General features: G+C 69.3%; 18 protein-coding genes. 2 read left to right on the forward strand and 16 right to left on the reverse strand.

Features of this window, described 5'->3' with window-relative positions; all coding sequences use genetic code 11:
* The 9 genes from LZ009_RS08190 to wecB form a co-directional block, all read right to left on the reverse strand.
* Positions 1-1,887 (reverse strand): putative bifunctional diguanylate cyclase/phosphodiesterase, encoded by a 1,887-nt coding sequence (locus tag LZ009_RS08190; RefSeq protein WP_275697416.1) that lies wholly within the window; start codon positions 1,885-1,887, stop codon positions 1-3.
* Positions 1,888-1,900: 13 nt separating this feature from the next.
* On the reverse strand, positions 1,901-3,832 hold the full coding sequence (locus LZ009_RS08195; RefSeq protein WP_275697417.1) for a hypothetical protein: 1,932 nt from the start codon (positions 3,830-3,832) through the stop codon (positions 1,901-1,903).
* A 77-nt stretch (positions 3,833-3,909) separates the two neighbouring features.
* Entirely contained in the window at positions 3,910-4,737 is an 828-nt protein-coding gene (locus LZ009_RS08200; protein ID WP_275697418.1) for an alpha-amylase family protein, read from the reverse strand.
* 1 nt (position 4,738) lies between these two features.
* Positions 4,739-7,036 carry an NfrA family protein gene (locus LZ009_RS08205; protein WP_275697419.1) on the reverse strand — a complete coding sequence of 766 codons (2,298 nt, stop codon included), beginning with the start codon at positions 7,034-7,036 and terminating at the stop codon, positions 4,739-4,741.
* A gap of 17 nt (positions 7,037-7,053) precedes the next feature.
* Positions 7,054-9,228, reverse strand: coding sequence for a glycosyl transferase family protein (locus tag LZ009_RS08210; protein ID WP_275697420.1), 2,175 nt, complete (start codon positions 9,226-9,228; stop codon positions 7,054-7,056).
* Positions 9,229-9,253: 25 nt separating this feature from the next.
* Entirely contained in the window at positions 9,254-11,296 is a 2,043-nt protein-coding gene (locus tag LZ009_RS08215) for a hypothetical protein (protein ID WP_275697421.1), read from the reverse strand.
* 35 nt (positions 11,297-11,331) lie between these two features.
* Positions 11,332-13,119 (reverse strand): DUF2334 domain-containing protein, encoded by a 1,788-nt coding sequence (locus LZ009_RS08220; RefSeq protein WP_275697422.1) that lies wholly within the window; start codon positions 13,117-13,119, stop codon positions 11,332-11,334.
* An 11-nt stretch (positions 13,120-13,130) separates the two neighbouring features.
* Positions 13,131-13,517, reverse strand: a complete 387-nt coding sequence (locus LZ009_RS08225; RefSeq protein ID WP_275697423.1) for a hypothetical protein — start codon at positions 13,515-13,517, stop codon at positions 13,131-13,133.
* Positions 13,518-13,533: 16 nt separating this feature from the next.
* A complete protein-coding gene (gene wecB, locus LZ009_RS08230) occupies positions 13,534-14,658 on the reverse strand; it encodes a non-hydrolyzing UDP-N-acetylglucosamine 2-epimerase (RefSeq protein ID WP_275697424.1) in 1,125 nt (374 codons plus the stop codon).
* 234 nt (positions 14,659-14,892) lie between these two features.
* Between wecB and LZ009_RS08235 the strand changes: the two genes are divergently transcribed.
* Together LZ009_RS08235 and LZ009_RS08240 are read left to right on the forward strand one after the other, a co-directional pair.
* Positions 14,893-15,399: a hemerythrin domain-containing protein gene (locus LZ009_RS08235; RefSeq protein WP_275697425.1), complete on the forward strand. Its 507-nt coding sequence runs from the start codon at positions 14,893-14,895 to the stop codon at positions 15,397-15,399.
* Positions 15,400-15,495: 96 nt separating this feature from the next.
* Positions 15,496-16,038, forward strand: a complete 543-nt coding sequence (locus tag LZ009_RS08240) for a hypothetical protein (protein WP_275697426.1) — start codon at positions 15,496-15,498, stop codon at positions 16,036-16,038.
* 4 nt (positions 16,039-16,042) lie between these two features.
* Here LZ009_RS08240 and LZ009_RS08245 read toward each other — a convergent pair whose 3' ends face one another.
* The 7 genes from LZ009_RS08245 to LZ009_RS08275 form a co-directional block, all read right to left on the reverse strand.
* Positions 16,043-16,684: a DUF4130 domain-containing protein gene (locus LZ009_RS08245; protein WP_275697427.1), complete on the reverse strand. Its 642-nt coding sequence runs from the start codon at positions 16,682-16,684 to the stop codon at positions 16,043-16,045.
* 103 nt (positions 16,685-16,787) lie between these two features.
* A complete protein-coding gene (locus tag LZ009_RS08250) occupies positions 16,788-18,953 on the reverse strand; it encodes an amylo-alpha-1,6-glucosidase (protein ID WP_275697428.1) in 2,166 nt (721 codons plus the stop codon).
* A gap of 24 nt (positions 18,954-18,977) precedes the next feature.
* Positions 18,978-20,018, reverse strand: coding sequence for a glycosyltransferase family 4 protein (locus tag LZ009_RS08255; protein ID WP_275697429.1), 1,041 nt, complete (start codon positions 20,016-20,018; stop codon positions 18,978-18,980).
* A gap of 118 nt (positions 20,019-20,136) precedes the next feature.
* Positions 20,137-21,645 carry a malonate--CoA ligase gene (locus LZ009_RS08260; RefSeq protein WP_275697430.1) on the reverse strand — a complete coding sequence of 503 codons (1,509 nt, stop codon included), beginning with the start codon at positions 21,643-21,645 and terminating at the stop codon, positions 20,137-20,139.
* A gap of 98 nt (positions 21,646-21,743) precedes the next feature.
* Entirely contained in the window at positions 21,744-22,739 is a 996-nt protein-coding gene (locus LZ009_RS08265; RefSeq protein WP_275697431.1) for a Bug family tripartite tricarboxylate transporter substrate binding protein, read from the reverse strand.
* A 37-nt stretch (positions 22,740-22,776) separates the two neighbouring features.
* The gene (locus LZ009_RS08270; protein ID WP_430300253.1) at positions 22,777-24,180 is read right to left on the reverse strand and encodes a malonyl-CoA decarboxylase; all 1,404 of its coding nucleotides are present in this window, start codon (positions 24,178-24,180) and stop codon (positions 22,777-22,779) included.
* A 31-nt stretch (positions 24,181-24,211) separates the two neighbouring features.
* The gene (locus LZ009_RS08275) at positions 24,212-24,877 is read right to left on the reverse strand and encodes a GntR family transcriptional regulator (RefSeq protein ID WP_275697432.1); all 666 of its coding nucleotides are present in this window, start codon (positions 24,875-24,877) and stop codon (positions 24,212-24,214) included.
* Between the last annotated feature and the right edge of the window lie 79 nt (positions 24,878-24,956).

Below are 24,956 nucleotides of genomic sequence, written 5' to 3' on the forward strand. Positions count from 1 at the left end.
TCACATCTCGAAGGGCCCGGCCTTCAACATGCGAACGAGATCTTCGGCCGGCACCGGCGGGCTGTAGAAGAAGCCCTGCGCCTGGTCGCAGCCCAGCCCCCGCAGCGCCGCCGCCTGGGCCTGCGTCTCCACGCCTTCGGCCACCACCTTCAGGTTCAGGCCGCGCGCCAGCGACACGCAGGTGCGCACGATCCCTTCATACGCCGCATCGGCGGTGATCTTCTTGACGAAGGCACGGTCGATCTTCAGCTCGTCGATCGGCAGGGTCACGATGTACGCCAGCGAGGAATAGCCGGTGCCGAAGTCGTCGATGGCGACCGGGATGCCCAGCGAGCGCACCTGCTGCAGCACCTCGATGGCGCGCTCCATGTTGGAGATCAGGATGCTTTCCGTCACTTCGATGCCCAGCGCCGCCGGGTCGCCCTGCAGCGCCGCGAGCGCCCGTTGCAGCGACTGCACGAAGTCGTCGTTGCGCAATTGCGCCGCGGCCACGTTGACCGCGATCCGCGGCGCCACCAGGCCGGCGTCGCGCCAGCCCTTCCAGTCGGCGATGGCGCGCTCCATGATCTTCTGCGCCACGTCGCCGATCAGGTTGGTGGTTTCCAGCGCCGGCACGAACTCGCCCGGCGGCACCAGGCCGCGGCCCGGGTCCATCCAGCGCACCAGTGCCTCGACGCCGACGATGCGGCCGGTGGCGAGTTCCACCTTGGGCTGGTAGTAGTTGACGAACTCGTTCTGCTCCAGCGCACGCCGCAGCTGCGGCTCGAGCCGGAAATGGGTGCTCAGCACGTTGTCGACGCTGCGGTCGAAGAAGGCCATGGACTGTTCGCGCTCGATTGCGACCTGCAGCGCGGTGTCCGCGGCGTTGACCACCTCGTCCAGCGTCTTGCCGTCGTCGGGATAGGACGCGAAGCCGAGGTTCACCGGGCAGACCAGCGACAGCTGGTTCACCGAATAAGGCTCGCCCAGGCTGCTGGACAGCCGCGGCACGATCTCGGTCGCGAAGCGCTCCGGCCTGGCCTCGGGAAAGAACAGGATGAAGAGCCCGCGCTTGATGCGGCCGATGAAGGCGCCCTCCTTGCTGAATTCGCGCAGGCGGTCGGCAGTCTGCTTGATCAGCCCGTCGGCCACGCGGAAGCCGTGCGCCGTGTTGATCTGGTTGATGGTCTTCAGCCGCACGAAGCACACCATGCCGCACGAAGGCTTGCCGTGGTCGAACTCGTGCTCGAAGTGGAACCAGTTCGGCAGGCCCGTCAGGCGGTCGGTCTCGGTGGCGATGCGCAGCTGCCGGCGCAGCGTCAGCTGGCTGGCCACGGCCTTGGCGAGCTTCGAAAGGCCGTCGCGCTGCGCCTCGGTCAGGCGGCGCGGCACCGAATCCATCACGCAGAGCGTGCCGATGGCGCTGCCGTCGCGCGCGCGCAGCGGCACGCCGGCATAGAAACCGAGCGTGGGGCCTTGCGCGCCCCAGGGCTGCGGGTCGGCCCAGCCCAGGCGCGCCACGTCCGGGACCTCCAGCACGCGGTCCGGCTCCAGGATGGCGTGGGCGCAAAAACCCTTGTCCCGCGCGATTTGCTGCACCGGCACGCCGACGCGCGACTTGTACCACTGGCGCTGGCCGTCGACGAAGGTCAGCGCGCCCATGGGCGCGCCGCACAGCACGGTGGCCAGCTGCACCAGCCGGTCGTAGTCGTCGTCGGGATCGGTGTCGAGGATGCCGAAGGCACGCAGGTCGGCCAGCCGCTGCGCTTCGTCGGGCGGCTGCAGCGCCGCGGTGTAGAGCCAGGCGGTGCGCTCGGCCGGCGATGGCCGGCGCGGTGCGGAAATCGGGGCGTCCAGCAGCGCCGGCGCGGCGTCGGCCAGGGCGGAGCTGGGGTGTACTGCGGCCATTGCCAGTTGCTTCCTAGTTGCGGCGGATGATGCGCTCGGAGGCGACGGCCGCACTGAAGGGATCGTCGTCGTCGCCGGGCAAGGCCGCGGCGCCGGTGTGGAACGGGTCGAGCCGGGATGCGGGCGCATCCGGCGGCTCGAGGGTCAGTTCCAGCGGCGCCAGTTCGCTCGGTGCGCGCTGCGCTTCGGGCGGCGCCTCCGCGGACAAGTCGAGGTCGAGGCCGAAGCGGTGGCCGCCGGCGGCTTCGCCCGCTTCCTCGGCGCCCAGCCGCACCTGCTCGGGGTCTTCCGAGCGGGCCCAGGGCGCGATCGCATGGAGGTCGTCCTCGGCGCCGGCGCCGGTGCCGGACTCGCGAGCCTGCGCCATGGCCAGGTCGTGCAGGAACAGCAGGTCGCGGCCGGCCTGCAGCGAATAGGCCTTGCCGGCGGGCGCCACGGTGAAGAGGCTCAACTCGATGAAATCCAGCGCTTCCGGCGTGCCCCAGGCGCCGCAGATGCGCTTGACGAGGTCGGGGTAGTTCTCCAGGCCGAGCGGCGTGTTGATCTGCTCGAACTTCGGCGACTCCACGCCGAACACCTGCGCGTAGCGCTTGCGCACCTGCACCAGGCTGGCGGCATCGTCCAGGTTCACGCACAGGCGCATCAGCTCGTAGTAGGCGATCGGCGCCGGCGCGGCGCTGTCTTCCAGGTAGGTCTTGAGGATGTCCATGGCGTCGTTCCACAGCCCCAGCGAGGCCAGGAAGTCGACTTCCTCGAAGGTGGCCGACAGCGTCTCCACCCGCAGCATCGTGGCGGAGGGCGAACGCACCGGCAGCGGGGGACGCTGCACCGCCGGCGCGGGTGCGGCCGCCGGCGCCCGGCTGGCCGGGGCGCGCTGCTCCGGCGCCGGGCCGGATGCGGGCACCGGCAGCACGGGCTGGTCCACCGTTGCCGGCGCGAACGCGGCGTGGTTGGCGGCCGGTTGTTGACCTTGGCCGAGGCCATCGAGCATCGCATCGATGGGCGCGCCCGACCAGCGGCCGGAGCCGCCGCGCGCGGCGCGGTACCAGAGGAAGGCAGCGGTGGCGGCGGCCAGCGCCAGCACCAGGGCGAGCATCTGCATCGCGCGCGCGGGCACGCCGAACACGGCCGGCTGCTCCAGGTCGCGGCGCAGGGCCAGCATCTCGGACTGGGTCTGCCCCGCCACCTGCCGCAGCTGCGCCATCTCGCCTTCCAGCTGCTGCAGCGTGGCGGCCGTACGCAGGATCTGCTCGGGGCCGGCGTTGATCGCCTGCCACATCAGGGCGGCGGTGGCGCGCTCGTTGTCCCGCACCGGCGACAAGAGCGTCGAGGACACCCGCAGCAGCGTGGCCGCATCGGGCTCCCAGGCCTCCACCTGCAGGCGCGGCCCGCGCGTGGCAAGCGCAGGCTGCACTTCGCGCGTGCGCCGCTTGATGACCATGGGCGCCGCGGGCCGCGGATTCGCCACCTCCTGCGCGGCACGCACGGCGCGCGCGGCCGGCGCGCCGGCCATCTGCGTCGCCAGGGCCAGGCTGGCGCGCCCGCCCGGCTGGAAGGGCGCGGGCGGCGGATGCGCCGCGGCGAGCATCGTGGCCGAAGGCAGTTCGGGCAGCAGCGTGTAGCTGCGCGTGAGCGTGTTGCCGCAGCCCGCGCGCACCGTCACCGTGACGACGGGCTCGTCGATCGGCTGGTCGGCCTCGATGCGGACCCGGCGCGCCGAGCCCTGCCCCACCAGCGCGGCGCGCACCTGCGCGGCGCTCACGCGGTTGTCGCCGTAGAACACGTCGGCGTAGACGCAGTCCTCCTTGCCCCCCAGCTCCAGCCCGGCCGGCACGGTCACCATCAGGGCTTGGCCGATCCAGGCCTCGGCACGCGGATCGCCCAGCGACTGCGATGAAACACAGGTGGCGATGCCAAGTGTGGCGAGCGCAAGAAGTTTTTTCATGTCCTTACGCACTGTAAGAAGCTCGGCAGAAACGACCCTGTCGGAATCGTCGCGCAACCCGTGTAGGACCCGGCCTACTACTGCTGTTGGGCGGAGCGCAGGCCCTGGACCAGCTGCGGCGACACGTAGCGCGGCCCCTCGAACAGGTAGATCGGATAACCCGCGTAGGTCGCCAGCTGCGGCTTCAACTCCTCCAGCGTCGCGGGCCGGAAGCCACCGCCCACCTGCGGCCGGAAGGCTTCCGCGATCACCCGCACGCGCTCCTTGCCCAGTTGCCGCGTGAGCGCCTTGATGTAGTCGACCGCCACGTAGGGTTCGCGCGCGTGCACGCCGACACCGTCCTGGAAGAACACGCCGACGTCCTTCGGCAGCCACTTGGCGAGGCTGCCGGCCAGTTCGTTCGGGCCGACGTTGGCGCTGTCGTACACGCTGATCCACAGCGGGCGCGGCAGCTTGGCCAGCAGCGGGCCCAGCTTGGGCGCCTCGGTCCAGGTCGGGTCGATCTCGATCGGGAAGTACCAGCCCGCCACCTTGACCGGCGGCGGCGTCTTGGCCACCTGCTCGGAGAGCGTCACCAGGCCTTCGATGTCGCCGCGCGCGCCGCGCTCGTCGAACTTGCCGGCCAGGCCGACGATGACCTCCTGCGCCCAGGGCTGCGCCGCGATGTTCTGCCAGTCCGGCATCTTCTCGCCGGCCGGCAGGCTGGTGCCGCCGATGAAGGCCGTGCCGTCGACCACGGTCCACTGCACCAGCAGGCGCCGCACGCCCAGGCGTTGCCAGTCGCCTTTCGGTTCGGTGGTGGCGTTGTCGATCTGCCAGACCACGCCCTCGATGGGCGGGACCGTGGCGGCGCAGCCGGCCAGCAGCGCCGCAGCCGCCAGCAGGCCCGGAAGGAACTTGCCCATTTCAGTAATTGAGGAGCGTGTTGAAGAACAAGCCCTTCATGCGGTCGTCGCCGCTCAGGCGGGCGCGGTACTGCAAGGTCACGTCCCAGTAGGAGCGCGGGGCGTTGTAGACGTCGTCGCGGAACCAGCGGCGCAGGCTCACGCCGGGGCCGATGCCCGACGCGGTCTTGGCCGAGGCATCGTCCGAGTTGTACTCGGCGCCGACGAACAGGTGCGGGAAGACCACCGTCTTGCCGTCGTCGCTGACCACGTAGCTGCGCCCGAACAGGCCCTGCGCGATGCCGTAGGTGGTGCCGGCCTCCAGGTAGTGGCCCGCTTCCGCATAGAGCTGCGTGGTCCACCACGAGGCGCGGTCGACCCGCAGGTCGGTGCCGCGGTCCCAGGACCAGCCGATCTGCGCCAGCCAGTCGCCGTCGATGTTGGGGCCGAACACGCGGCTGAAGGAGAGCACCAGGTTCTGCGCACTGAACGGCTTGTAGCGCGCGCCCACGGCGCCGACGAAGCTGTCGCCGCCGCTGAAGCCGGTGCTGTTGCCGTTGTCCAGCGTGATGAAGCCGCGCGCGAACAGCTCGACGAACTCGCCGTTGCGGTAGCCCCAGGGCCGGTAGTAGACCTCGGCGCCGGCCTGCGTGGTGCGCTCGTTGACCGGGCCGCCCGTCAGGCCGAAGCCGGGGAGCACGCCCGCGCCGTTGCGCGAGGTGAGCGAAGCCAGCACGCCCCACTTGCGCGACACGTCCGCCACGGTGCGGCGGGTGTCGTACAGCATCTGCGGCTCCATCTTCAGCTGCAGGCCGTTGGCCGCATCGATGGCGCGCTTGAAGTACGCGACGGCCTCGTCGTCGTGCTTGCTGTGCATGGCGGCGTAACCCGCGTCCAGCAGCGACGTGGGCGGCAGGCCGCCGGCGGCATCGGCCGCGCCGAAGGCCTGGCGCGCGCCTTCGGCATCGCCCATGCGCGTGGACAGGTAGGCCATGTCCAGGCGGGTCTGCGGCGTCTGCGTGCCTTCCGGCGCGGACGCGAGCAGCGCGCGCGCCTCGCGGGCGCGGCCCAGGTCGGCCAGCAGGCCCGCGGCCGTGGCGGTCGGCAGGCCGCCCACGCGCAGCGCCTCTTCGGCATCGGCGTTGGCGCCGGGCGTGTCGCCCAGGCGGCGGCGGATGGTCGCACGCTGCGCCAGGACGGTCGCATCGGGCGCGCCGCCCAGTTGCAGGGCGGTGGTCGCTGCGCGGTCGGCTTCGGCGTACTCGTTGTTGGCCAGCGCCGCGCTCATGAGCAGCAACTGCCAGTCGCGCTGCGCGGGCGCCGCCGCCGTCGCCAGGCGGGCCTGGTCGAGGGCGCGCGTGTAGTCGCGGGCCTGCATCGCGGCATAGCCTGCGGTGGCGTTGACGAAACCGGGCAGCGCCGGCAGCGCGGCCGCCTGCAGCGAGCAGGTCTGCGCCGCGTCGACATTGCTGCAGTCGATGCCGGGCGCGCGCAGCGCGAAGGCCGGCGCAGTGCGCGAGGCCTGCTGGCGGCGCGCGAGCTCGCGCCGGGGGGCCGCGTCGTTGTCGGTTTCCGGCAGCGGCTGCAGCGCGGCGAGCGCACGGCCGCCGTCGCCCTGCGCCAGGGCGAGGTCGGCGGCCAGCAGGCGCAACTGGCGTTGCATCGCCGGCGTCAGCCCGCGTTGCGTGAGGGCCCGGTCGATGTCGGCGGTGGCGTCCGCGGGGCGGTTCAACCCCTGGCGCGCATAGGCGCGCAGCGCCAGCGGCGCGGCGCTATCCGGCAGCAGCGCGAGGGTCTCGCCGGCCACGCGGTCGGCGTCGGCGTAGCGGGAGTCGCGCAGCAGCGCGTGCACCAGCACAAGCCGGTAGCCCGCGTTCTCCGGCGCCAGCGCCACGGCCTGCGTGCCGCTCGTGATCGCGCCCTTGACGTCGCCCGCGGCCAAGGCCTTGTACATGGCGTCGCCCGCTCCCTGCGCCCGCACGCGGCCGAAGTCGGCGCGGGCGCGTGCCAGCGCCGCGTCGTCGCCCTTGACGGCGGCGGCGCGCGCCAGTGACTGCTCGGCGGCGTCCGACTGGCCATTGGCCAGCTGTGCCTGCGCCAGCAGCAGCCACCAGTCACGGCGGTTGGGATTGATCTGCACCGCGCGCTGCGCGGCCTCCACTGCCGCCGCGTAGTCGCGGCGGGCGTAGGCCTTGTAGCCGGCGTCGGCTGCGCTATTGGCAGCCTGGGTGCCGCGCGCGGCCGGGGCAGCGGACGCGCAGGAGGAAGCAAGCGCCAGCACGGCGGCAAGCGCCAGCGCTTTTCGTTGTTGTTGTGTCATGGTCTCTCATCACGTGATTACGTGGGTTGGGCTGCGGGCTTGCCAAAGAAGCCGCCCCGCACGTGCCCCGGCTGGGCCTCGGCACGCGCGAAGATGCTTCTCTGTTCCTGGACCACCTGTTCGACCATTTCGCGCGGGATCACCCTGCGCTCCACCAGGTAGTCACCGATCCTGCCGTGCTGGGCCGGCTTGTAGTCGCGCATCGCTTCCTCGTACTGGTCCTGCCGCAGCAGGCCCCGTTCGATCAGCATGTCTCCCAGCAGCGGCCCGCTCGGGACCGCCGGCGCCTTGGAATCCGTGTCGCCTTCGCGCAGCAGCCGCAGGGCCACGGCCAGCTCGCCTTCGCGGGCGATGCGCTGCACCGGCTCCTCGCCGATGGCGGCCGTGATGTCGGCCAGCGCTTCGGGCGTCAGCGGGCTGGTCACCGCCAGGATGGGACGGTTGTTCTTGTTGCGGCCCATGTGCACCGCGCGGTGCCGCACGGCGAGCTCCGGCGGCATGTCCTTGGCGTGGGCGCGCACCAGGTCGGCGGTGAGATGCGCCCGCGGCAAGTCGGCCTGGTAGGCGATGGCTTCGGCCAGCGTCTCCTCGTCCAGCCAGCCGTTGGACACCAGCACGCGGCCGAGCGGCGTGTCGCTGCTCGCCTGCTTGTCCAGCGCGCGCTGCAGGGTGCCCTGCTCCACGGCGTTCCAGGACTGCAGCAGTTCGCCCAGGCGCTGGCGGCGGCGCGCCAGCTGGGTGCTGCTCGGGAATTCGTGCGCGGTCTTGTCCCAGGCCAGGCGGTTGCCCTTGAACAGGTAGCCCAGGTACATGCGCCAGGCGCGGGCCACCGCCATGCAGTTGACGAAGTTGCCCACCACCATGCGTGGCAGCGCCATCAGCCCGTGCTCCCAGCCGTACAGCACGGAGGTGAAGTACACCCGGTGTGCGGCCCGCAGCGCGAGGAAGAAGGCGTTGATGTAGATCATCTTGCGCCAGATGCTGCCCTCGGAGAACAGCGAGGGGTAGTAGGCGTGCCACCAGCCGGTCGCGAGGCCGACGTGGAAGATGATGAAGTGCGCCACCAGGATGTACGCGAAGATGCTCACGAAGGAGGTGAGCACGCCCTTGCGGTCGTGCAGCAGCAGGTAGCGCGCCGCCGTGGTGCGGCCCTGCCACTTGATCTGTTCCCAGCTTTGCAGGCCGATGCCCAGAACCCAGCGCGCCTTCTGCCGGTAGGCCTGGCGGAAGTTGTCGGGGAAGTACTCGCGCACGCACAGCGGCATTTCCAGCAGCAGCTCGCGCGGCTGCTTGCGGCCCCAGGCCGTGCGGCTGATGTGGAAGGTGACCGGGAACACGCCGAAGATCGACGTCATGCCCAGCTGCGACAGCCGCATGCCCACGTCGTAGTCCTCGGTGAGGCTGTCGACGTTGAAGGGCTTGTTGCGGGTCGAGCCGACCAGTCCCAGCAGCGCCTTGCGCGAGAAGCAGGTGCCGACGCCCGCGGACGGCACCATGCCCGAGACGCTTTCGCGCACCACCATTTCCTTGGCGTGGCTCTCGGCGAATTCGTCCATGTAGGTGCCGGCCACGAGCTCGTACCACTCGCGCTCCAGCGAAGCCACCGGCAGCTGGATCATGTCCTTGCGCGGCAGCAGGTAGTTGAAGAACTTCAGCTCCAGCGGATGCAGCACGTCCTCGCTGTCATGCAGCACGACGCCGGCGAATTCGACGTTCTGCTCGCGCTCGTAGTCGAAGATCGCCGCCACCACCGCGTTCAGGCAGTCGGCCTTGCTGGTCGGCCCCGGATGCGGCACCTCCACGCGCTGCACCTGCGGGAAGCGCCGCACCATCTTGTCGGCCTCGTCGATGGTGGGTTGGTCGTTCGGGTAGGTGCCGATGAAGAGCCGGTAGTTCCGGTACTCCATGACCTCCACCAGGTTCTGCACCATGGAGGCGATCACGTCGCTCTCCTGCCAGGCCGGCACCATGATGGCGATCGGCTGCTCGGTGCGCTCGCGCAGCATGTCGGCCGTGAGCTGCCGGTACTGCGCGCTGCGCTCGACCTTGGCGCGGCGGAAGATCCGCCGCGTCCAGTACCAGAGGTCGATGAACATGTCGTCGAGCGACGAGACGAAGATCACCAGCGCCAGGATGGCCGCCAGCACCTCCAGCCCGGAGTTGTACTCCGCAATCAATAGATCCCAGTTCATCTCAGACCTCTACTGCTTCGATACCTCAACGATCACCGGCCATCTTGTTGCGGCGGCGCATGCGGCTCGCGAACACCAGCAGGCCGACGAACAGGGCGACCAGCACGATCGGCAGCAGCCACCAGTAGCCACGCTCGAACAGCCCGGGACGCGCTTCCTTCATGATGCCCTGTCCGGACGGATCGCGGGTGTTGACTTCGGTGCGCAGGCCGTTGTTGCCCATGATGGCCAGGTTGCCGCCCGACAGGGCGATCGGCTTCTCCATGCTCGGCGGCGTGTCGCCCAGGGTGCGGTAGACCGCGCCGAGGTTGTCGCCCTTGCCGAAGACCTCGAGCACGCCGACGCGGTTCAGGCCGCGCACGTCGAGCAGCGGACGGTCCTTGGTGCCGGCCAGGTAGAGGCGGTCCTTCTCGGGCTTGATGCCGCTGTCGGCCACGTCCTTGGGCGTCACGTCCACGGCCAGGTAGGGACCGTCGACCTTGGGCTGCGAGCCGTCGGCGACCGGCGTGAACTTGGCCTTCATCGGCGACAGGCCGGTGCTGGCAGCCAGGCGGATGACGCGCGGCAGCGTGGTCGCGGCGTTGCTCAGGTGCGATTGCGGGATCACCAGCGTGCCGCCGGCGGCGAACTTGGACATCAGGCCCGTGAAGTCGCTGTTCGGCTCGATGGTGTCCAGCAGCATGTGGCTGGAGGCCAGCACGGACACCGGGTACGGCTCGGGCGTCTCGCGGCAGCGGTCGCTGGCCAGCTGGCGGATGAAGGACACGCGGATCACGTTGCGGGTCTGCAGCGCGTAGCGCGGGATCGGGGCGACGATGCGCTCGCGCTTGCCGGTCGCTTCCATTTCCTTCGCGCCCAGCAGCACGTCGTTCATGAAGACGGAGACCACGGGCGGCGTGCGGGCCGCGCTCGGGGAGGCGGCGACGTCGATCACCAGCGTGCCGGGACCCTTGCCGTCGGCGGCGACGGAGCCGATGTCGAAGCTGGCGTTCCAGTCGGCATGGGCCAGCACGTCGAAGCTCGCCGGGCGCGCGCCCAGGTACTTCAGCGACACGGCGCTGGAGTCGTTCTTCGGCTCGTCGATGGCGGCCACGGTCAGCGTGCTGCCCGCGGCGGCCTGCTGCCAGATCTGCGTGAACAGGCCGGCGGCCTGCGCGCCGGCGTCGGGCGCGACCAGGATCACCGGGCGGCCGTTCATGTTGGCCAGCTTGATTTCCTTGGAGGCCGTGGGCATCGGCGAACCGGGGCCGCCGATCACGATGTCAGGATCGTTGGAGCCGGGAGCAGCCGCGGGGGCGCCGGGCACGACCGGTGCGGGCGGCGCGGAACCGTCGGCGGTGCGGATGCGCGGGCGCTTGCCGGCACGCTCCAGGGCGACGCCGACACGCCAGGCTGCGTCATAGGCTTCCGGCGAGAGCTTGTTGGAGGCGATCAGGATGTTCGGCGTGGCCGGCAGCGAGCTCCAGGCCGTGGCCAGGTCCTTGATGGCCGAGCCGTCGTACTTGAAGACGAACCGGCTGGTCGGCTCGATGCGCAGGATGTTGCCTGGCGTGCGCGCGTCCGCGCAGGTGTTCTCGCGGGCGACGGCGGTGCGCCAGTCGACGTTCAGGCGGACGAAGCCGCTGGGCCGCGGCTTGCCGTCCACGGGGATCGTGGCGCTCGCGTCGCCGCGGTCGCCGGTGAGGCCGTTGGCCACCACCGGGGCGCCGTCGATCGCGTAGATCAGCGTGGTGCGGCCGCCGTCGGCGCGCACGTAGCTGGCGTCCAGCTGCAGCTGCCCGCCCGAGAGGTCGATGCCCGGGGGCACCGGCAGGTAGATCTCCTTGACCGTGTCCGGATAACCCAGCACGACCGGCTCGGTGAAGCCGAGGTCGGCAAACGTCACCGTGCGCGGCACCCACACGCCGGCGTTCTCCGCCGGACGGAAGACGCTGGTCGTGGGCGGCGGCGCGTTCTGCGTCGTCACCTGGTCGGACGTGCGCAATTGGGTCGTCTGCGCCGGGCCCAGCGCCGGCAGTACGCTCAGTACCGCCAGCGCGGCGGCGCTCAGGACACGTTGGAGTTTCATGATTACCTCGTTGTGAATAGTTGGCCCGGCCCTGCTCAGCGCAGCGTGCTTGGGGCGACCCAGGTGAAGCCCAGCTGCGTGATCCCCTCGACCGTCTTCTTGAAATCCTCGAAGCCAGGCACGCCGAGTTCCGGTTCAAGCCAGAAGGGATGGAAGAAATACGATGCGAAGCCGTCGCGGACCGCCAGGGCGTACTTCGCGTTGGTCAGGATGTCGTCGGCCGTGTAGTTGTAGTTGGAGGTCGGGTCGATCGTGCTGATGTCGTATTCGATGTTGCCCAGGTTCTCGGGCAGCACGTACTGGCCGTAGTAGTCCTTGCGGATGATGTACGGGTAGAACTGGCCCACGCCGAAGTCCTTGGCCACCGGCGCGAAGAAGTTGGGCTTGTCGGCCGTGAAGTAGACGACGCGCTGGTAGGTGGTGGGGAACAGCAGCGGCGCCGATTTCGCGGTGAGCGCGGACGTGTGGTAGTGCGGCGCTTCCCAGGCCACCGGCGTCAGGCCGTTGGCGCGCAGGTCCTGCAGGCCGTTGTAGAGGCGGCCGAGCGCCCACTGCGCGGAGTCTTCCGGGAACGGCGCGTTGTCGACGATGTTCCAGAACTCGTAGTCGTCGCCGCTCACGCCGGTGTGCGGGTTGCGCATGGTGCCGTACTGGTGGGTGAAGCCGTGCATCACGATCTCGCCGCCGCGCTGGCGCGCATAGTCCAGCGCCTTCTTCAGGTTGGTCGCCTGCGACAGGTTCACCTCCTGGCGGACGCCGCCGTTGTAGATGCCCAGCCCGTCGACGTAGCGCGGGATGGTGGCGATCGAGTACGGCACCTTCTTCGAAGACAGGTAATCGGACAGCGTCTTCATCGCCTGCACCGACACCATCGCGCCCACGTCTTCCAGCCGCACCAGGGCCTTGTGGCTCTCCGCGTGCTGGATGCCCAGCATGTCGTGCAGCAGGTCGGTGAACACCAGGTAGCGGTCGCGCGGGCCGATGAAGCTGAAAGGCAGGTCGGCCACGTACCAGAAGTTGCCCGAGCGCGTGACGTAGGGGGCGGTCTCGCCGGTCTTCGGGTTGGTGATGTTCACCAGCACCGTGGCCTTGGTCGCATCGGCCACCGCCGTCATGCCGATGTCCGGATCGGCGTTGACGAGGTTCTTGCCGCTGTCGTAGGCGTAGTACTTGACGAAGTCGAGGTTCTTGTACTTGACCGTGTCGAAGAAGCCGGGGTTGGCGTCGGTGGCCGAGGGCAAGCCGTTCAGGCCGCGCAGGCCGTTGAACTGGATGCCCTTGGTGGCGGTAAAGTTGTACGCCGCGTTGCCCGAGAGCTGCCACAGGTTGTACTTGAACCAGACGACCGTCTTGGTGGTGGCCATGGCGTCGGTGAGGAAGGCCGCGGGCACCGGGTTGTCGTAGAAGGCGCCCAGGTAGAAGGTGGCGTCGTAGCCGTTCACCTTGCCGGCGGTGTACTGCTGCACCGGCAGCATGTCGACCTGCGCGTCGAAGTGCCCGAGCAGGTTGCGCAGCATGATGGTGTAGGCGAAGCCCATCTTGTCCCAGGCCGTGCCGACCGGCGCGTCGTACAGCGCCAGCACCTTGGGCGCGGTGGTGGCCGTCGTGCCGCCGCCGCTGCCGGGCTTGCCCTTGTCCTTCTCGCCCTTGTCCTTTTCGGCCTTTTCCTTCAGGTCCTCGAGCTTGTCGCGGATCTGGTTGACCAGGTGGGAGAGCTTGTCCTTGTCGCCCTTGTCGCCCTTGTCGTCGGCGTGCGCGAGCGGCGCCGCGATGAATGCGGCACAGGCCAGCAGGGGCAGGAAGACACGTTGCAGCAGGTTCATGGTGCCGGTTCTCATTTCTTGTCGGTGCCGTAGAACCAGCCGCTCGCGCCGCGGTCGGTCTTCTCGCGGGCGGGGCCCGTGCCCTTGCCGTCCTGGACCACGCCCGGCTTGCCGGCGCCCAGCGCGCCCGTGGCGGGCTGGCCGGCGCGCTGAGGCGCCACGGTGGCATTGACCGTCATCGGATAGATGCTGTCGTCGCGCGTGTAGTCGCGGCCATGGTGGAACTTGTTGTGGTGGGCGCGGATGGCGCGCTTGCGCTCCGGCTCGTTCATGCCCGGCTCGGGCCGCACCAGGTTCGAGCCCGGCGGCAGCGGTGGCGGGGTGACCTGGGCCAGGGCCGCCGTGGCGCTCCATGCGAGGGCGGCGCAAGCAACCAGCCGGGTGATGGGGGACTGCATCAAGACTGCTCCTCGTTCAGGCCGCTTCGGCGACCGCTTCTTCCTGGACCACCAGGCGTGCCATCACGGCCTGGGCGATGCGGCGGGACGCTTGCCCGTCGCCAAAGGGATTCGCGACCTTGCGCATGGCCTCGGCCGCGGGGCCGCCGGCGAGGACTTCGGTCGCTGCCGCCACGATCGCTTCGCGCCGGGGGCCGACCAGGCGGGCGCAGCCGGCTTCCACGGCCTCGGGCCGCTCGGTCTCGTGGCGCAGCACCAGCGTGGGCACGCCGAAGGTGGGGGCTTCTTCCTGCAGGCCGCCGGAGTCGGTGAGCAGCAGCGCGGCATTCACCAGCGCCTGCTGCATGCCCAGGTAATCCAGGGGCGCGACCAGCTTGACGTTGTCCAGGCCGGCCAGGATGCTGTGCGCGGGACGCTGCACGACGGGGTTCAGGTGCACGGGGAACAGGATGCGGCGCTGCGGATTGGCGCGGGCGATGTCGGCCACGGCATGGAAGGTCTGCTCCATCTCGTCGCCCCAGTTCTCGCGGCGATGCGCCGTCACCAGGATGTGGCCGCCGGCGGCATCGCCCTCGCGGCGGATGCCGTTGTGCTCGCAGATCCACTGCTGCGCGTCGACCACCGTGTTGCCGGTGAGCGCGATCTTCTCGGGCGCGATGCCTTCGCGCAGCAGCGCCAGGCGGGCCCGCTCGGTGGGCGCCCAGTGCAGGTCGGTGATGCGGCTGATCATCTGGCGCAGGCCTTCCTCGGGGAAGGGCCGCTCCAGGTTGTAGGTGCGCAGGCCCGCTTCGACGTGGCCCACCGGCACGCGGCGGTAGAAGGCGGCGAGCGCGCCCAGGAAGGCGCTTTCGGTGTCGCCCTGCACGATGCACATGTCCCAGCGCTGGCGGGCCATGAGCGCGTCGAGCTGCGAGCGGCATTCGACGCTGAATTCCTCGAGGGAACTGCCCTTGCGCGCCAGTTGTTCGTCGGGGGTGATGCCGAAGCAGCGCAGCATGTCCGCGGCCATTTCGCCGTGCTGGCCGGTGTGGACCCACAGCACGCAGAGTTCCTCGTGCTGGCGCAGTGCGTGGTAGACGGGGGCCAGCTTGATGATTTCCGGCCGGGTGCCGCTGACGATGCCGACGATCTTCTTGTCCAAGGTGCCTCCCTTGTGGGGCCCTCCCAGGCCCCGGGTTACATCCGAGGGCGGCTGGTAACGTGGTTCTTACGCCGCCCTGCTGGTCTGCTTACACAGGGCGCACCATGTGTATCAAACTCGAACGGATGTTGGGTTTGTAAGGGGCGCGGGTTCGACAGTGGCACCCGCATTCCCGGGTAGGACGGTGCCTACCGCCGAGGCAGCCATGTAATTCGAAGGACTAGCATTCGGTGCATGACCACCTTCGCCGAACCCTTCGAAATGCTCTCCGCGTGCCACGAGCGGATCACGCGGATGCTCTCGTTGCTGGAACGTTTGCGCGCGCACCTGCGCACCCATGGCAACGACGCGCAGGCCCGGCAGGCCGCGCGCGACGTGATGCGCTACTTCGACCTCGCAGCGCCGCAGCATCACCTCGACGAGGAACTGCACGTGTTCCCGCCGATCCTGTCCCGGGGCGATCCCGCCCTGGTTGCCCTGGTACGGCGCCTGCAGCAGGACCACCGGGAGATGGAGGCGGGCTGGGCCGCGGCCCGGCCGGTGCTGGACGCCATTGCCCAGGGGGGGCCCGGCCAGCCGGACGCCGCCGGCGCCGCCACCCTGGACGCCTTCGCGGCCCTGCATGCAGACCACCTTGCTGCCGAGGAGGACCGGGTCTACCCGGCCGCGCAGGCCGGGCTGGAGCCCGGGGCGCTCGCCGCCATGACCTCCGAAATGATGAAGCGACGCGGAGTTTCGTGAAGCATTGGGCACCTGCGGGCCCCCGTTCGGGCAGTCGCTGCGCCATAACGGCCGGGCAATAGCACAATGTGACACTTTTCTCTACCCAGGTACACCTTGGACAACACCCTGCTGTTCTCACTGTCGCTCGCCGCCGGCGGCGGGGTGCTGGGCGGCCTGTGGTACCTGCGCAGCCGGATCGTCCGCCGCGTCATGCGCCGGCGCAATGCCGCCTACAAGCTGATGGACTGCCTGAAGGCCTACTCCGCCTGGATCGACTGGCACCGCGACGAGCCGCTGCTGCACCAGAGCCCGGAAGACCTGACCCTGCCCGCCGCCCTGGCCCAGGCCTGCCAGATCAAGGACGAATTCCTGCCGGAACTCTCGGGCCTGATGGTGAAGCTGCTGGAGACGCACCGCGAGCTGATGCAGTACTTCTGGGAAGAGAACATCCTGCGCATGACGCAGTCCGCGCTGCGGCCCTACTACGCCGACCCGCGCTACCACCACCTCCGTGACCTGCAGGATGCGGCGCTGGACAGCCTGTTCATGCGCAGCCGGCAGCTGATCGGCGAGGACGACCTGAACTGGTCGCGCACGCGCAGCGATTTCTCGTTTTCCAGCGGGATGGGGATGTCGCACCCCTCCACGCCGGGCTGAGGCTTCAGCCCCAGGGCAGCGCCGCGATCGCGGCCACCCAGGCGTCGTCGGTATCCCGCTCGCGCAGGCCCGACGCCAGGCCGGGCGCGCTCAGCAGGCGCATGCCGTCCCAATGCAGGCAGCGGTCGGGAGTCAGCAGCATCCAGGGCGCGGGGCGCTCTTGCCGGGTCAGCACGCCGCCCACGGTTTCGGTCACCAGGTGCGTGGGCTCGTACCACGCGGCATGCACGGTTGCGCCCTTCACCTGCAGCGGTCGGAACATCACCCGGTTGCGCATCTTCTGGATGTCGCGCCGCACCGACTGCGCCATCTGGCGCAGGTGCGCCAAGTCGGCGTCCTGCCGATCGTGTTTCAGTTCCGGTTCGTAGACCAGCCGCCAGAGCGAGCGATACAGCAGGTCGAAGCGCTGCGGGTCGCGGTGCAGCACCACGAGCTCGCTCATGCGAACGAAGGATTGGGGAATGATCGCGCGCGCGGCGCGGCTGTGGATGGTGGCGCGGTCGTCTTCCACCGGCGCCTCGGAGACGTCACGGTCGTTGGCCGCGGTCCATTGCACCGTGTCGGGCGGAACCTGCTGCGCGAGCAGGCGCGTTGCCTCTCCGTGGAATCCGGCGATGTCGGTCTGGTGGGACAGCGGGACCTGCAAGAGACAACCTCGGCGGATACGACGGGCGCATTTTGCCCCTTGCCGCGCGCGCGTGCCGCGCGACAGTGAACTTTCTTACCTTGGCAACGGTTGGCCCTGGCCCTCAGGCCACGACCCGCACCTTCACGCCCGCGTCCTTGCGCAGCACTTCCACACCCACGCTGCGCTCGTGCCGCTGCAGCAGCAGGTCGCAGCTTGCGCCCGGCAGTCCGAGGCGCGTGAGGCGCAGCCAGTCGATGAAGGGCGGCAGCCGGGGCGTGTGCAGGCAGACCTCGCCCACGCCGAGCTCGAGTCCGAGGCAACCCTGCAGGATGGCGAAGGGCGCGGCCGCGGCCCAAGCCTGCGGCGAGCAGGCCACTGGGTACAGCGTGGGCCCCGCGCCCTCGCGGCGCGGAAAGCCACAGAACAGCTCGGGCAGGCGGTGCAGGTCGAAATGCAGGCTGGCATCGAACAGGCTGGTGAGCAGGCGCACCGCTTCCTCGTTGCGCCCGTAGCGCGCCATGCCGGCGGCGGCCAGCGCGTTGTCGTGCGGCCAGATCGAGCCGTTGTGATAGGACATCGGGTTGTAGCGCGGTTGCGCCTGCGCGATGGTCCGGATGCCCCAGCCGCTGTTGAAGGCCGGGCCCATCAGGCCGTCGATCATCCGTTGCGCGTGCCCGGACGCGGCAATGCCGCTCCACAGGCAATGGCCGGGGTTCGACGAGAGCACCTCGCAGCGCTGCTTGGCGCCGTCCAGCGCCAGCGCGTAGGTGCCCAGTTCATCGCTCCAGAAGGCGGACTGGAAGCGCCGCTGCAAGGTGTCTGCCTGCTCGTCGAGCTGCTGCGCCAGCGCCGTCTCGCCGAGCGCGCGCGCCATGCCGGCCATCATCTTCTTGCCCTGGTAAACGTAGCCCTGCACTTCGCACAGTGCGATCGGCGCCTCGGCCAGCTGGCCGTCCTTGTGGAACACGGAGTCCTGCGAGTCCTTCCAGCCCTGCTGGGTGAGGCCGTCCTTGCTCTTGCGGGCGTACTCGACGAAGCCGTCGCCATCGACGTCGCCGTACCTGTCGATCCAGTTCAGCGCAGCCAGGAGATTGGGCCAGATGCTGCGCATCAGCTTCTCGTCGCCGGTGCGGTGCCAGTAGGCCGCGGCCAGCACCAGGAACAAGGGCGTGGCGTCGACCGTGCCGTAGTAGCGGCCGAAGGGAATCTCGCGCGTGTGCGCCATCTCGCTCGCGCGCGCCTCGTGCAGGATCTTGCCGGGCTCGGCGTCGCGCTCGGGATCGAACTCGGTGGCCTGCGTGGCTGCCAGGAAGCCGAGCACGCCGCGCGCCAGCGACGGGTCCACCCACAGGTACTCCATCGCGGTGAGGATGCCGTCGCGGCCGAAGGTCGTCGAATACCAGGGCACGCCGGCAAAGGGATACGGGCCGCTGGGCAGCTCGGTGGTGAGCATCGCCAGGTCGGAAACCGAGCGCTCCAGCCACAGGTTCACCAGCGGGTTGGAGGTCTCGAGAACGCAGCGTGCATCCTGCGACTGCGAACGGGCCGCCGCGTTGGCCTCCAGCGCCGCCGCGTAAGGCAGGACCTGCGGCGCCGGCTCGCCCTGGCATTCGCAGGAGACGGTGCAGTAGATGAAGTGTTCCTCGCCCGGGTCGATGCGCAGGTCGAAGCTGGCGCGGCCGGCGTCGATGCTGCGCGGCCGCGGTTCGAAATGGATGCGCGTGCGGCGCGCGCGGGCGTCGCGGCCCTGGTAGGGCAGCACGACCTCCGCATCGCTCACCTCGGGCAGCAGGCGCTCGCCGCGCTGGGTGCGCTGCATGCCGCGCACCTCGAACAGGTCGATGAAGTCGCCGTCGAAACTGAGCTCGACGCGCACCGTCGCGGCCTCTTCGCCGTGGTGCGAGAACCGCAGCTGCTCGTAGCAGGCGCCGTGCCACAGCATCTTGGTGCGGAAGACGTGCAGCGTGCCCTTGGGCAGCGCCACCTTGCCGTCCACCGTGAGGTCCGGGTTCATCAGGTCGATGGCCAGCAGGCTGTTGGCGTGCTCCGTGGACGAACCGAGGTACAGCGGCCGGGCGCCGTTGATGGTCAGCTCCAGGTGCGACAGGTAGCGGGTGTCGTTGTGGTACAGCCCTTCCTGCCCCGGCATCAGCGCCGCGATGTCGCCGAAGCGGTCGAACATCGCGAAGGTCTCGTCGTTCTTCAGCACCTGCGGCTGTTCCTCGGGGTGCGCGAAGGTCGCGAGCACGTACCACCTGTCGTCGACCTGGATCTTCTTCTTGGCCATCGCTGTCTCCGGTTGCGCGCGGCCTCAGGCCGCCAGGCGTTCTTCCTGCATCAGGGACTCGTAGTGCTGCAGGTACTGCCGCGCCATCACGGGCGCGGCGAAGCGGCGCTCGAAGGTCTCGCGGCAGACGCGCCGGTCGATCTTGTGGATCTCGCGCGCCGCGGCGATGGCCTGGTTCTGGTCGTAGACGATGAAGCCGGTCTCGCCGTCGTCGACGATCTCGGGAATGGCGCCGTGGCCGTAGGCGATGACGGGCGTGCCGCAGGCCAGCGCCTCGATGATCACCAGGCCGAAGGGCTCGGGCCAGTCGATGGGCGTCAGCAGCGCCCTGGCGTTGCCGACGAAGTCGTTCTTGTCGGCGTCGCCGATCTCGCCGACGAAGGTGACCAGCGGGTGGTCCAGCAGCGGCTCGATCTTCTGTTCGTAGTACTCGCGGTCGGCGTTGTCGACCTTGGCCGCAATGCGGATCGGCGTGTTGCAGGCGATGGCGATCTCGATCGCGCGGTCGCAGCGCTTCTCCGGCGAGATGCGGCCGACGAAGGCGAAGTAGTCCTGCGCCTGCGGATGGAAGTCGTACAGGTCCAGCGGCAGGCCGTGGTGCACGGTGGCAAGCCAGTTGGCCCACGGGATCGGCGTGCGCTGGTTGTCCGAGATGGAAACGAGCGGATGCTCGTGGAAGCGCTTGTACAGCGGTTTCAGGTCGGCGATGTCGAGCCGGCCGTGCAAGGTCGTCAAGCTGGGCGTGCGGCACTGCACGGCCATCGGCATCTGCACGGTGTCGATGTGGAAGTGGATCACGTCGAAGCTGTCGCACAGCTCGCGCACCCGGTCCACCATCAGGGTGTGCCAGATGACCGGGTCGGGCCGCGCGGGATTCAGCCGCAGGGCGCGGTCGACGATAGGCACCAGGCGCGCCGACGTGGTCGAGTCGCCGCTGGCAAACAGGGTGACGTCGTGGCCCATCTGGACCAGCGCTTCGGTGAGGTAGTGGACGACACGTTCGGTGCCGCCATAAGCGCGCGGCGGGACGCTCTCGATGAGCGGCGCAATCTGGGCAATTCGCATGGGTGTTGTCTTTTGGGCTGCCGGGGACGGAACACCCAAGTTAAGAGGAGCGCCGCGGCGCTCCTGTAGGACAACACCCTTGCTGCACTGCGACATCGACGCGCAGCGCGGCGCAGGCTCAGGCGAACAATTGCTTGTGCTGGTCGCGCAGGAGGTTCTTCTGCACCTTGCCCATGGTGTTGCGTGGCAGCTCTGGCACGACGAAGCAGCGCTTGGGGATCTTGAAGTTCGCCAGCTGCGACTTCAGCGTCGCGATGAGCTTGTCGCTGTCGATGGCGGCGCCGGGCTTGGGGATCACGATCGCCACGCCCACTTCGCCGAAGTCCGGGTGCGGCACGCCGACCACGGCGCTCTCGGCGACGCCCGGCATGTCGTTGAGGTAGCCCTCGATCTCGGCCGGGTAGACGTTGTAGCCGCCGCTGATGATCAGGTCCTTGCTGCGCCCGACGATGGTGACGTAGCCGCGCTCGTCGATCTTGCCGACGTCGCCGGTCTTGAAGAAGCCGTCCGCGGTGAACTCCTCCTTCGTCTTCTCCGGCATGCGCCAGTAGCCCTTGAACACGCCCGGCCCCTTGACCTGGATGCCGCCGATCTCGCCGGCAGGCACGTCCTGGCCGTCGTCGCCGCGAACGCGCAGCTGCACGCCGGGCAGCGGGAAGCCGACCGTGCCGCCGCGGCGCTCGCCCTCGTAGGGATTGGAGACCAGCATCACGGTCTCGCTCATGCCGTAGCGTTCGAGGATCGTGTGGCCGGTGCGCTCCTGCCATTCGGTGAAGGTTTCCAGCAGCAGCGGCGCGGAACCGGAGACGAACAGGCGCATGTTGCGCACCGCGTCCTTCGTCAGCGCCGGCTCGGCCAGCATCCGCGTGTAGAGCGTGGGCACGCCCATGAACACGGTCGCTTCCCGCATCGCTTCGATGGCGCGCCGGGGATCGAACTTCGCCTGCCACAGCATCTTGCTGCCATTGAGCAGCGCGCCATGCAGCGCGACGAACAGGCCGTGCACGTGGAAGATCGGCAAGGCGTGGATCAGCACGTCGCCCGGCTTCCAGCCCCAGTAGTCCTTGAGCACCTGCGCGTTCGACAGCAGGTTGCCGTGCGTGAGCATCGCGCCCTTGCTGCGGCCGGTGGTGCCGCTGGTGTAGAGGATGGCGGCGAGGTCGTCCTCGCCACGCGCCACCGGCTGGTGCTGGTCGGGATGGCGGGCGGCGCGCTCCAGCAGCGAGCCGGTGCGGTCGTCGCCGAGCGTGAACACGTGGCGCGTGCCGGCCTGGAAGGCAATCTTGCCGACCCAGCCGAAGTTGCCGGGGCTGCACACCACCACCGAGGGTTCGGCATTGCCGACGAAGTATTCGATCTCCGCCTTCTGGTAGGCGGTGTTGAGCGGCAGGAAGACGTAGCCGGCGCGCAGCGTCGCCAGGTACAGCATCATCGCCTCGACCGACTTCTCCACCTGCACCGCGATGCGCGCGCCGTCCGGCAGCTTCAGCGACTGCAGCAGGTTGGCGATCATCGCGGTGCCGCGTTCGAGGTCGCGCCAGCTGTAGGCGAGGCCGGTGTCGGTCTCGACCGCGATGGCGTCGAGGTCGGCGGGGAAGGCGGCGCGCAGGGCGGAGAACAGGTTCATAGGGGCTGGAGGCTAGAGGCTAGAGGCTAGAGACTGGGGATTCGATGCGGGGGGCTGTTCCCTAGAACCTAGCCTCCAGCACCTAGCCCCTCTCGACTTCAGTCGAGCTTGACGTTGGCGGCCTTGACCACCGTGGCCCAGCGCTTGATCTCGCCGTCGATGAAGGCGGCGAACTGCTGCTGCGTGAGGTTGGGGAATTCGGCGCCGTTCTGCGCCCAGATCGCCTTCAGCTCCTCCGACTGGATCGCCTTGCGGGTCTCGTCGAACATGTGCTGCTGGATGTCGGCCGGCGTGCCCTTGGGCATCCAGGTGCCGTACCAGGTGGTGACCGTGTAGTCGGGCAGGCCCATCTCGGCGGCGCAGGGCACGTCGGGGAAGGCGGGGTTGCGCTTGTCGCCCGAGACCATCAGCGCGCGGATGCGGCCACCCTTGATGTGCGCGGCGGACGAACCCAGGCCGTCGAACATCAGGTCGGCGCTGCCGGTGATCAGGTCCTGCAGCGCGGGACCGGCACCGCGGTAAGGGATGTGCGTGATGAAGGTCTTGGTCTGCAGCTTGAACAGCTCGCCCGCGAGGTGGTGCGAGGTGCCGCTGCCGGCCGAGGCGTAGTTGTACTTGCCCGGGTTGGCCTTCACCAGCGCCAGGAACTCCTTGAAGGTCTTGGCCGGGATGCGGTTCGGGTTGACCACCACGACCTGCGGCACCTTGGCCACCAGCGTGATCGGCACCAAGTCCCTTTGCAGGTCGTAGTCGAGCTTCGGGTAGATCGCCGGGGCGATGGTGTGGTGCACCGCGCCCATGAAGGTGTTGTAGCCGTCGGGCGCGGCGCGCGAAGCGAGCGTGGCGCCCAGCGTGCCACCCGCGCCGCCGCGGTTGTCGATCACGAGCTGCTTGCCGGTCTGCTTGGCGAACTGCGCGGCCAGCGGACGCGCGAAGGCGTCGGTGCCGCCGCCGGCGGGGAAAGGAACGATCATCACGACCGGCTTGGCCGGCCAGGCGCCTTGCGCGAACGCGAAAGGTGCCAGGGTGGAACCGGCGGCGCCGGCGGCCGCCATGCGCAGCAGGTCGCGCCGGGTGGGTCGGTTGTCTTGCATCTTGTCTCCTCTTGGGGTGTGCTGCGGGTTGGACCCGCTAACGATAAAGATCCTGGATGCCGCTTGCCATGGGGATTTCTCCTTGCGACAGCAGCGTGCGGTGCTTGTCGAGCCGCTTCAAATCGTACAGGTAGTTGACCATCAGTCCGTACGACTGCTTCAAGCCCTTGGGCGAAGGGTCGCCCGCCCAGTTGATGCGCTCGACGCGCGCGCCGTTGCCGAGGTGGAAGCGCGCGACCGGGTCGACGGGCTTGCCGTCCTGCAGTTCCTTGCCGAGGTAGCGCGCGGTCCAGGCCAGCAGTTCCTGGCGCTCGGGCGACTTGGGGCCGAGCTCGAGCGGCTTCTCCCACTTGACCAACGACTCGGCCGGCGCGTTCTTCGCCAGCCAGCCGCGCAGACCCGGGATGGGCGACAGGGTCGCGAAGGTCTTCAGCTTGGGCAGCTCCGCCTTGAGCGTCTCCACCACGCGCTTGATCAGCGAATCGCCGAAGCTCACGCCGCGCAGGCCGGCCTGCGTGTTGCTGATGGAATAGAAGATCGCGGTGGTGGCCTTGCCGTGGTCGGCCGCCGCGGCGGCTTCGTCGAGCAGCGGCGGGATGCTGTCGGACACCTCGTCGGTGAGCGCCACCTCGACGAAGATCAGCGGCTCGCCATCCAGCTTGGGATGGAAGAAGCCGTAGCAGCGGCGGTCGCTGTCCAGCCGGTTCTTCAGGTCGGACCAGCTGCGGATGTCGTGCACCGCCTCGTACTTGATCAGCTTTTCCAGCAGCGAAGCGGGCGAGTCCCAGCTCAGGCGGCGCAGTTCCAGGAAGGCGACGTCGAACCAAGTGGAGAACAGCGCTTCCAGTTCGGCGTCCAGCGCCAGCAGGCGCTTGTCGGCCTTGAGGTGCGGCAGCAGTTCCGCGCGCAGGTCGACCAGGAAGCGCATGCCTTCCGGAAAGGCGGCAAAGCGCTGCAGCAGCCGCGTGCGCGGCGACACCATGGCGCGGCGCATGCGGATCTCGGCGGCGCCCTCTTCCGGCGTGCCTTGCGCGGCCTCGAAGTGTTCGCGCGCGCTCTGGACCTTCTTCGCGTCGGGGCCGAACTGTTCGCTGGCCAGCAGCCACGCATCGCGCCGCTCTTCCGCGCTGGCCGTGCGGTACCACTGCGCGAACGCCATTGCCCGTCTGCCGCCCTCGACCTCGCTCACGCGCGGGTCGACGATGGCCTGCAGCTCGGCGAGCGTGCGCCGCAGCACGCGCGGCGACAGCGCTTCCTGTCCGCGCCGCAGCGTCGCCTGCAGGCGCTCGCGCGTGGTGCGGGCCGCGGGCGGCTGCGGTGCGACCGCGGTGGCCGAAGCCCGCGGCTTGCCCGCCTCGCGAGCGGCGCCCGCGGAGGGTTTCTCGAAGCCGGGGCGCCAGATGGAGACGCCGCGCGAAATCCAGTTCACTGCACTCACGATGGGTCCTTGGTCGTTTCTCGGAAAATCGGGGTCATGCCAGCCGCGTGCGCTGGGCACGCGCGAGCTCGCGCAGCGCCTCGCGCTGGCGGGTGATGTGGGTGCGCATGGCGGCGTCGGCGCCCTCGGCGTCGCGCGCCTTGAGCGAGGCGAACACCGCCAGGTGTTCCGACAGGCTCTGGTCCAGGCGGCCGGGCGCGTGCAGCTGCTGCAGGCGCGCGAGCTTCACGATCTTGCGCAGGTCGGCGATGGTGCCGGCCAGCCAGCGGTTGTTGGCCAGCAGGATGATGGCTTCGTGGATGGCGAAGTTGGCCGCGTAGTACTCGTTGATGCGGCGCGCCTTGGCGTGCTTCGCGAGCTTCTGGTGCAGGTCTTCCAGCGTGGCGAGGTCCGCGTCGCTGGCGTGGCGGGCCGCTTCGTAGGCGCAGCGGCCTTCCAGCAGGGCCAGCACGGGGAAGATCTCGTCCAGGTCCTGCTCGGTGACCTCGTTGACGAAGCAGCCGCGCCGTGGCTCGTGCCGCACCAGGCCCTCGGCCGTGAGCACCTTGAGCGCCTCGCGCAGCGGCGTGCGCGAGATCTTCAGCTGCTCGGCGAGCTTCACCTCGTCGAGGAAATCGCCGGGCGCCACCTGCCCCGAGAAGATCAGCTCACGCAGCTGTTCCGCGACTTCGTCGTGCAGCGAGTTGTGGACCAGGCGCATGGGTGGGTTCCCGTAATTTCCTGTAATTACGGATAATTATGCATGGCTGGGCGCGGCCGTGTTGTTGTTTTTTGGGACG

The sequence above is a fragment of the Ramlibacter paludis genome (assembly GCF_022012305.1).
Taxonomy (GTDB): Bacteria; Pseudomonadota; Gammaproteobacteria; order Burkholderiales; family Burkholderiaceae_C; genus Ramlibacter; species Ramlibacter paludis.

Bases quoted from the DNA above. Each gene is read 5' to 3' on its own strand.
- LZ009_RS08275 (WP_275697432.1), bottom strand. From the start codon at position 24,877: ATGCGCCTGGTCCACAACTCGCTGCACGACGAAGTCGCGGAACAGCTG.
- LZ009_RS08220 (WP_275697422.1), bottom strand. From the start codon at position 13,119: ATGAACCTGCTGCAACGTGTCTTCCTGCCCCTGCTGGCCTGTGCCGCA.
- LZ009_RS08195 (WP_275697417.1), bottom strand. From the start codon at position 3,832: ATGAAAAAACTTCTTGCGCTCGCCACACTTGGCATCGCCACCTGTGTT.
- LZ009_RS08190 (WP_275697416.1), bottom strand. From the start codon at position 1,887: ATGGCCGCAGTACACCCCAGCTCCGCCCTGGCCGACGCCGCGCCGGCG.
- LZ009_RS08250 (WP_275697428.1), bottom strand. From the start codon at position 18,953: ATGGCCAAGAAGAAGATCCAGGTCGACGACAGGTGGTACGTGCTCGCG.
- LZ009_RS08235 (WP_275697425.1), top strand. From the start codon at position 14,893: ATGACCACCTTCGCCGAACCCTTCGAAATGCTCTCCGCGTGCCACGAG.
- LZ009_RS08205 (WP_275697419.1), bottom strand. From the start codon at position 7,036: ATGACACAACAACAACGAAAAGCGCTGGCGCTTGCCGCCGTGCTGGCG.
- LZ009_RS08255 (WP_275697429.1), bottom strand. From the start codon at position 20,018: ATGCGAATTGCCCAGATTGCGCCGCTCATCGAGAGCGTCCCGCCGCGC.
- LZ009_RS08265 (WP_275697431.1), bottom strand. From the start codon at position 22,739: ATGCAAGACAACCGACCCACCCGGCGCGACCTGCTGCGCATGGCGGCC.
- LZ009_RS08200 (WP_275697418.1), bottom strand. From the start codon at position 4,737: ATGGGCAAGTTCCTTCCGGGCCTGCTGGCGGCTGCGGCGCTGCTGGCC.
- LZ009_RS08215 (WP_275697421.1), bottom strand. From the start codon at position 11,296: ATGAAACTCCAACGTGTCCTGAGCGCCGCCGCGCTGGCGGTACTGAGC.
- LZ009_RS08260 (WP_275697430.1), bottom strand. From the start codon at position 21,645: ATGAACCTGTTCTCCGCCCTGCGCGCCGCCTTCCCCGCCGACCTCGAC.
- LZ009_RS08225 (WP_275697423.1), bottom strand. From the start codon at position 13,517: ATGCAGTCCCCCATCACCCGGCTGGTTGCTTGCGCCGCCCTCGCATGG.
- LZ009_RS08210 (WP_275697420.1), bottom strand. From the start codon at position 9,228: ATGAACTGGGATCTATTGATTGCGGAGTACAACTCCGGGCTGGAGGTG.